The sequence below is a fragment of the Vibrio sp. A11 genome (assembly GCF_013048705.1).
Classification (GTDB): Bacteria; Pseudomonadota; Gammaproteobacteria; order Enterobacterales; family Vibrionaceae; genus Vibrio; species Vibrio metschnikovii.
Window position 1 is genome coordinate 1 of sequence record NZ_VHSI01000035.1, and the last position, 6,481, is coordinate 6,481.

Consider the following 6,481-nt stretch of genomic DNA (forward strand, 5'->3'; position numbering starts at 1 on the left):
AAAAAGTAGCGATCATTGCTTGCGTCAGAAAGATGGTAGTTATCCTAAATTCTATGCTCAGAGACGGCTGCATGTGGGATGTAAACAGCGCCAAAATTAACTCTTGACGCCATAGTCTCTTGTTATGCTTTATTACTTATTGATTAAATTGAACTTTTTCAATATTTATTGGTTACGAACACTTTAACTCAAAATGATAAACTTGCCTACTTTCAGCAAGTATTGTTGCCGATAAGATCCCAAATAAGTTGAAGCGAAATAGCCTGCGGGATCAAGGGGTCAACCACACCAAAGGAAGAGACCTTTCAGCGACAAATGAACCTTTTACGAACACAATTTATCAGAGCAGAGCCGGAAAAAAGCGCACTATCATCGATAAACTTGCGCTAACCAAACACTGCCAGCAAGCTAGATTTTATGAGATCCCAAACATGCTGAAGCGAAACAGCCAGTGGAATCAATGAGCAAGCAACGCCAAAGAAAGAGACCTTTCAGCAAAAATTGAATCTTTTGCGTACACAATTTATCAGAGCAAAACCCGACCAAAACACAAAAGCATCGTTCAACTTTCAATCACCACCAAAAAGAACAATATACTCATATTATCAATTAATTAGGATGAAAAACCGCTAAAATCAGACCAAGTTTTCCTATTAAAATTTGTATGTTGATTTTGCTGAGGCTCAATAAAGCATAACGCCCGATTAAGCAGCGAACAACGCGACTACCAACCTTCCGCATAACGACTTTATCACCAAACTACACGCATAATAACAATGCTTTGCGTTGCGAGTCTGTCTTGAATCGTTTGTTAGGTCACGACCAATGTTGCCTATGGTCTCTCGTTCATTATTGACTATCAAAAAAGAATTGAAGAAAAAGACAAAAATCGAAGCCGAAGTATTGGGCATCGCTCTACCTTGAGGTCTTGCGGGCGTCACGCTTCAATCGCGCCCCGATTAAGGTGCGCACGAAAGCGCCTCAAGGGTATCATGGAAATGACTAATATTCGTCCTTTTTGCCTTCTTTCCTCTATACCCTATTGGCTATTCCATACTCACTCGATATCTTCATACATTATTCGTGTGATCCCGTTGTGACCTAACGCCCGATTAAGGGGTTGACAACGCACCGCCGAACTTAAAAAACACACTGTAAACACTGAACTTCAATTTTGCACTAAAGTCGCCACGCGTTGGCAATCCCTCTTGAGCCGTTTGTTAGTTGCCCTTGCTCTATTCTAGTGCTAACATTTGTACACACGCAAACTTAGGGAGCTACTCATGGACACTAGAATTCAATTTCGTGTTGATGACGAAATTAAACGTTTAGCCCAACAAATGGCTGAGAGCCAAGGTCGCACACTCAGCGATGCTTGCCGTGAACTTACTGAACAAATGGCTGAGCAACAAAGAAAAACATTATCTCATGACGCTTGGTTAACTGAACAAATAAACCTAGCATTTGAGAAGTTTGACTCAGGAAAATCTTCATTTGTTGAACATAATTCAGCTAAAGCACGAATGGCTGAACGAAAGGCCAAAATTCGTAATCGAGGCCAGCAATGATTTTATGGGAAGAGGAATCGCTAAATGATCGTGAGAAGATCTTTGAGTTTCTTTATGACTTTAACCCTAATGCGGCTGAAAAAACTGATGACATTATTGAGGCTAAAGTAGAAAACTTACTCGAACAACCATTGATGGGTGTTCAACGGGATGGAATTCGAGGACGATTACTCATTATTCCCGAAATCTCAATGATCGTTTCGTACTGGGTAGAAGGTTCAATTATTCGCATAATGCGAGTTCTACACCAGAAGCAGAAATTCCCTACCGATTGATTGTAGTCGGTGGGCAACTAACGCCCGGTTAAGGGGCAACCAACGCTACTACCAACTTTCCGCATAACACCGTAATCACAAAAACCAACGCATAATAAAAATGCCACGCGTTGGTTGTCCCTCTTGAACCGTTTGTTAGTTGCGTTCTATCCATGAAGCTGGTAACTCTATAACATCAAGCATATAAGTTTTGGGTTCATATACTTGATTCTCCTCCGTTAGATAAACAACCGCAACATCACAGCCCAAAATCGACTTAATTTGTGAAAGACATACAAGCTGTGACTGTGAAAGACGATCGGCCCCCTTTTTTACTTCTACAAAAAGGACTGAGCCATCTTCTTTGTAAAGAAATAAATCAGGTTCTCCTGATGTTAAACCTTGCCTAAGCAATTTCAACATGGCTAATCGAGTAGGATTGATATATTTGGCAACAACAGCTAGGCCTTGCTCGTATTTATCATTGTTTAATTCCCAATCACCTAATGCATAAAAAGCCGTTCCTTGCCAACCTAGCTCTAGATACTTTTTGAGAGCATAGTATTCACCAAAATGATAATTTGGTTGATTGTATACATCTTGAGGTACAAACAATGATTCGGGAATCCAGCCTTTATTACCATTTTTCCAATCATCCAGAAGAAATTGTGGATAAGAGAAAATTGTTTCCGTTATTTCAAAATTCATCGACTCTCCTTGAAGCAACTAACGCCGCGTTAAGGGGTGAGCAACGCAACTACCAACTCACCGCATTGCACTAAAAACTAATAAAATCAACGCATAACGAAAATGCTACGCGTTGCGAATCCCTCTTTAACGCCTTGTTATGTTTAGAGAACTGAATTTTGTTCTTTTGCGTATTGTGCGTAGAGAATGTCGGCAAAATCTGTTTCGTTGATAATGCCGATAACAAGATCTCGAACTGCATCCGCAAGTAAATCGTTTTCCTGCGTAAGCTCAAAATCGTTAAGTGATAAATATTCAAGTGCCACAGCCAAACCTGTGCGTTTGTTGGCATCTGGTAGCGCATGTGAAACCGCTATACAAGCAGTGTATTTAGCTGCGATTTCGAAAACATCATCCAGTCCTTCATAAACGATCGCATTATCGATTCGACCTAGCGCCCCTTGAAGCTTAGGAATATCAACTGCCCCTTTCATTCCTGGTTCTGTTTTTAGGATGAAAGCATTAATTTCGATCACTCGTTCAAAAGGAAAACAGATGATATCCATTACATATCAGCCAATTTAGTGAATGTCTTCTGATGGGTACGCAAAGCAAGTTTTGTTTCAGACTTCACAATTTGACGACCAGCATCACCAGTTAAATCAAGCTTTTTGCTAGCCTTAATTTTCGGTCTTTCAACAGCATCAACGCCGTAAGCTTCAACTTTTCGATTCATATCACACCTACTATCAATAAAGGTTTGACCGATTATAGCCCCAAAACGTGATAAAAAACATAACGCCGCGTTAAGGGGTGAGCAACGCGACTACCAACTAACCGCATTGCACTAAAAACCAATAAAATCAACGCATAACGAAAATGCTACGCGTTGCGAATCCCTCTTGAACGCTTTGTTATGTGATTTTGCGCTTGAGCTCCATTTCTTGCTCTTTGAACAATACATAATCACTAGCTTTTCTACTTTTTGCCGCCGTAAACCATTGAATCCCCGTTTCATCTAAGTGATTAAATTCCAAACGAAACTCGTATTTATTACTGCTAACAAAACCCAAAAAAGCACCGAACAAAAATGCTATGAATGGCAAAAAAGACGCAAAAGCTAATCCATATTCCTGATGTTCTGATGGGATAAAGATAAAAAGTAAACTCGATGAAATTGCACCCAAAAGGAGCATTCTCAAAAGATGGTCTTTGAACGTCAAAACTTTTACTTCAACACCAACAATTCGGCTTAAATCATAAGCATCTGAATTTACTTTCAATTGATTATTTGATTGTTGAATTACCACTGAATTAGCCACTTAATTCTCCTTTCTGTAGCTGAATTTACAATATCACATAACGCCGCGTTAAGGGGTGAGCAACGCAACGACCAACTCACCGCATTGCACTAAAAACTAATAAAATCAACGCATAACGAAAATGCCACGCGTTGCGAATCCCTCTTTAACGCCTTGTTAGGGCGATGCTAATTTGACCGCTTTTTCTACTATTTCACGACAATGAATTTCTGTTGTCGAAAATAACGGTATACCATGATAGTTAGGACAATTAAGTAATAAAGGGATTTCAGTACAGCCTAAAATAACACCTTGTACATTCTGCTCAACTAATTCGTCGATAACCGATAAAAAACCATACTTTGTTTCATCCTTGAATTTATTTAATACCAATTCTGATACGATTTTCTGATGGATATACTTTCTAGAGTCCAACTTAGGTACTACAGCTTCAATACTAAAACTGTTAAGAACGCCTTTATAGAACTCCGTCTCCATAGTTTTCTGTACACCGATGAGTCCAACACGATCCAAACCAAAGCTTTGAATAGCCTTAGCAGTAGCATCTCTTATATCTACAAATTCGACATCATATTTATCTTTCATAGCTGGCATGAAACGATGCAATCCATTTGCACATAAAGCGACTACCTCTGCTCCTCCCGATACAAGCACATCAACAGCATCGACAATCATTTTCTCACACAGTTTTTCTGTTGGATCATTATTTTGATTATCGAGAAATAACCCTTCATCAAGACTTTCAATTAGGACGTGAGCACTTTTATGGCCGCCGAGACTCTGATTAGTAAAAACATTAATAAGTTTGTAGTATTCAAGAGTCGATACCCAGCTTAACCCCCCCACTAATCCAATTTTCTTCAACGTAATGCTCCTTTATATCTGTAAGCCCTAACGCCCGCTTAAGGGGCTGACAACGCTACTACCAACTTTCCGCATAACACTGAAACCACCAAAGTCAACGCATAATAAAAATGCCACGCGTTGGAAGTCCCTCTTGAAGCGTTAGCCGATTTTCAGATCTAGCTTGAAATTACGAATGATTTTTTCATCCAAACAGCTGCGTAAAAACTTATTCATTGCTCGCATGTCATTAGAAGAATAGAAGTCAAGCATGAGCGTATTAAACTCTTGTTGACGCTTGGCTTGCACATTAATGATAGGGAAACCATTAGCTAACAAAATACCGTTCATCATGAACCGCCCCGTACGTTTGTTAACATCCCAAAAAAATTGAGCGCGTGCCATTTGTAAAAATGCAGTAATTGCTTGATCGTAAACATCAGATTCGCTATTCACCTGACTCTCAACTTCAAGCCATTTTTCGTCCAACTCATCTGGAGCCGGAGGCTCATACTCTGAACCCGTAATAGAAACGTAACCAGAGCGAAATTTACCCCACTCCAACGCTTCTTCTTTACCTGCGATATTGTGGATTTTTAAGGCGGTTTCTTTATTAAATTTGAACTCACCTTGATCAACTAAGCCAAAAATAAACTCCCATGCTCTAGCTTGGTTCATTGCCATATTTTGGTCACTAATTCGATGGCCACCTACGGTGATCCCATCAAGAATGGTTTGCACCTCAGGTAAAGTCATTGCAACACCCTCGAGGTTAACAGCGTCATAAACCAAAGCTGGTACATCTCTTTTGGCAAGTTGTTTAGCCAACGGTATATTTGGTTTCATATTCCACATGTTATCTGTCAATGCTGTCATGGTGATCTTCTTCAATGTAAGTAAAACTTGGCTAAGTATACACTTACTGATGAGTAAGGTGGTAGAAGTCGGCTAACGCCCGCTTAAGGGGCAGCCAACGCTACTACCAACTTACCGCATAACACCGTAATCACCGAAACCAACGCATAGTAAAAATGCCACGCGTTGGCTGTCCCTCTTGAAGCGTTAGCTTGCGTGCCAAAGTGACACAATAATTGCTTTTTGTATATTTAAACACCATAATAAGGATGTGACATTTTGACACAAAGGAAAACACATTATGGCTACCACTTTACCTCGTATCACTGCGAGAGTTGATGTCGATACACAAAACTTATTAACCAAAGCGGCTGCTCTCGCTGGCATGTCTAGTATTAACTCATTTGTACTCAATGCTGCAATCGAAAAAGCAAAACAAGTGATTGAACGTGAGCAAACACTAAAATTAAGCCAAGCAGACGCCATTTTACTTATGGAGGCTCTCGATAAACCAACAACATTAAATCAAAAGCTTAAAACTGCCGCCGAACGTTATGAGACCAAAAACCAATGATGAAAACGGTATTACTCGATAAAGATAAACACGACAGAAACCGATTCAACTGCGGAATTGATGCGCTTAATAACTATTTGAAAGTCATGGCAAGTCAGCAAGCTAAAAAAGACAATACCCGAACATTTGTTTTAGAGGATGAAAATAACACCTCACTTATCATCGGTTTTTACACTTTAACAATGACACCCATTGACCTAAAAGCATTGCCCGATAAGTTACAGAAAAAGCATCAGTCATCAACGTCTGGCGTAAGCGCTTAGTTCTCGACATTATTCCCATTTAAACCCAAGCCCCGATAATGACAACAGTCATTACCTATGGAGGCTTTTATGTCATCTCTACAGCAAACTTGGCAGCATCATGTTAACGTTTGGC

At 39.9% G+C, this 6,481-nt stretch carries 9 protein-coding genes and 2 pseudogenes; 5 read left to right on the forward strand and 6 right to left on the reverse strand.

What is annotated here, in order from left to right:
- From FKQ60_RS16840 to FKQ60_RS16850, 3 genes and pseudogenes are all read left to right on the forward strand, one after another.
- Window positions 1-107 (forward strand): annotated as a pseudogene (locus tag FKQ60_RS16840) (IS110 family transposase); the annotation flags it as partial.
- Window positions 108-1,283: 1,176 nt separating this feature from the next.
- A complete protein-coding gene (locus FKQ60_RS16845) occupies window positions 1,284-1,568 on the forward strand; it encodes a type II toxin-antitoxin system RelB/DinJ family antitoxin (RefSeq protein ID WP_017040620.1) in 285 nt (94 codons plus the stop codon).
- Window positions 1,565-1,843: a type II toxin-antitoxin system RelE/ParE family toxin gene (locus tag FKQ60_RS16850; protein ID WP_154170972.1), complete on the forward strand. Its 279-nt coding sequence runs from the start codon at window positions 1,565-1,567 to the stop codon at window positions 1,841-1,843. Before FKQ60_RS16845 ends, FKQ60_RS16850 begins: the two co-directional genes overlap by 4 nt.
- Before the next feature lie 135 nt (window positions 1,844-1,978).
- On the opposite strand, the gene FKQ60_RS16860 is transcribed toward FKQ60_RS16850, so the two are convergent.
- The 6 genes from FKQ60_RS16860 to FKQ60_RS16890 form a co-directional block, all read right to left on the reverse strand.
- Window positions 1,979-2,530, reverse strand: coding sequence for a VRR-NUC domain-containing protein (locus FKQ60_RS16860; protein WP_170905686.1), 552 nt, complete (start codon window positions 2,528-2,530; stop codon window positions 1,979-1,981).
- Between the two features lie 143 nt (window positions 2,531-2,673).
- Window positions 2,674-3,075, reverse strand: coding sequence for a type II toxin-antitoxin system death-on-curing family toxin (locus FKQ60_RS16865; protein ID WP_000351249.1), 402 nt, complete (start codon window positions 3,073-3,075; stop codon window positions 2,674-2,676).
- A complete protein-coding gene (locus FKQ60_RS16870; RefSeq protein WP_001080654.1) occupies window positions 3,075-3,245 on the reverse strand; it encodes a hypothetical protein in 171 nt (56 codons plus the stop codon). Before FKQ60_RS16870 ends, FKQ60_RS16865 begins: the two co-directional genes overlap by 1 nt.
- A 178-nt stretch (window positions 3,246-3,423) precedes the next feature.
- Window positions 3,424-3,831 (reverse strand): hypothetical protein, encoded by a 408-nt coding sequence (locus FKQ60_RS16875; protein WP_170905684.1) that lies wholly within the window; start codon window positions 3,829-3,831, stop codon window positions 3,424-3,426.
- A 156-nt stretch (window positions 3,832-3,987) separates the two neighbouring features.
- Window positions 3,988-4,695, reverse strand: a complete 708-nt coding sequence (locus FKQ60_RS16880; protein WP_004397198.1) for an amino acid racemase — start codon at window positions 4,693-4,695, stop codon at window positions 3,988-3,990.
- Between the two features lie 141 nt (window positions 4,696-4,836).
- The gene (locus tag FKQ60_RS16890; protein WP_170906793.1) at window positions 4,837-5,550 is read right to left on the reverse strand and encodes a Fic family protein; all 714 of its coding nucleotides are present in this window, start codon (window positions 5,548-5,550) and stop codon (window positions 4,837-4,839) included.
- Window positions 5,551-5,830: 280 nt separating this feature from the next.
- Between FKQ60_RS16890 and FKQ60_RS16900 the strand changes: the two genes are divergently transcribed.
- Window positions 5,831-6,103, forward strand: a complete 273-nt coding sequence (locus FKQ60_RS16900; RefSeq protein WP_004394087.1) for a DUF1778 domain-containing protein — start codon at window positions 5,831-5,833, stop codon at window positions 6,101-6,103.
- Window positions 6,100-6,351, forward strand: a pseudogene (locus FKQ60_RS16905) (GNAT family N-acetyltransferase); the annotation flags it as partial. The gene FKQ60_RS16900 and the pseudogene FKQ60_RS16905, both read left to right, overlap by 4 nt.
- Window positions 6,352-6,481 lie beyond the last annotated feature (130 nt).

Excerpts from the sequence above, each read along its gene's own strand:
- FKQ60_RS16845 (WP_017040620.1), top strand. The coding sequence starts at position 1,284 with ATGGACACTAGAATTCAATTTCGTGTTGATGACGAAATTAAACGTTTA.
- FKQ60_RS16870 (WP_001080654.1), bottom strand. The coding sequence starts at position 3,245 with ATGAATCGAAAAGTTGAAGCTTACGGCGTTGATGCTGTTGAAAGACCG.
- FKQ60_RS16865 (WP_000351249.1), bottom strand. The coding sequence starts at position 3,075 with ATGGATATCATCTGTTTTCCTTTTGAACGAGTGATCGAAATTAATGCT.
- FKQ60_RS16860 (WP_170905686.1), bottom strand. The coding sequence starts at position 2,530 with ATGAATTTTGAAATAACGGAAACAATTTTCTCTTATCCACAATTTCTT.
- FKQ60_RS16890 (WP_170906793.1), bottom strand. The coding sequence starts at position 5,550 with ATGACAGCATTGACAGATAACATGTGGAATATGAAACCAAATATACCG.
- FKQ60_RS16850 (WP_154170972.1), top strand. The coding sequence starts at position 1,565 with ATGATTTTATGGGAAGAGGAATCGCTAAATGATCGTGAGAAGATCTTT.
- FKQ60_RS16900 (WP_004394087.1), top strand. The coding sequence starts at position 5,831 with ATGGCTACCACTTTACCTCGTATCACTGCGAGAGTTGATGTCGATACA.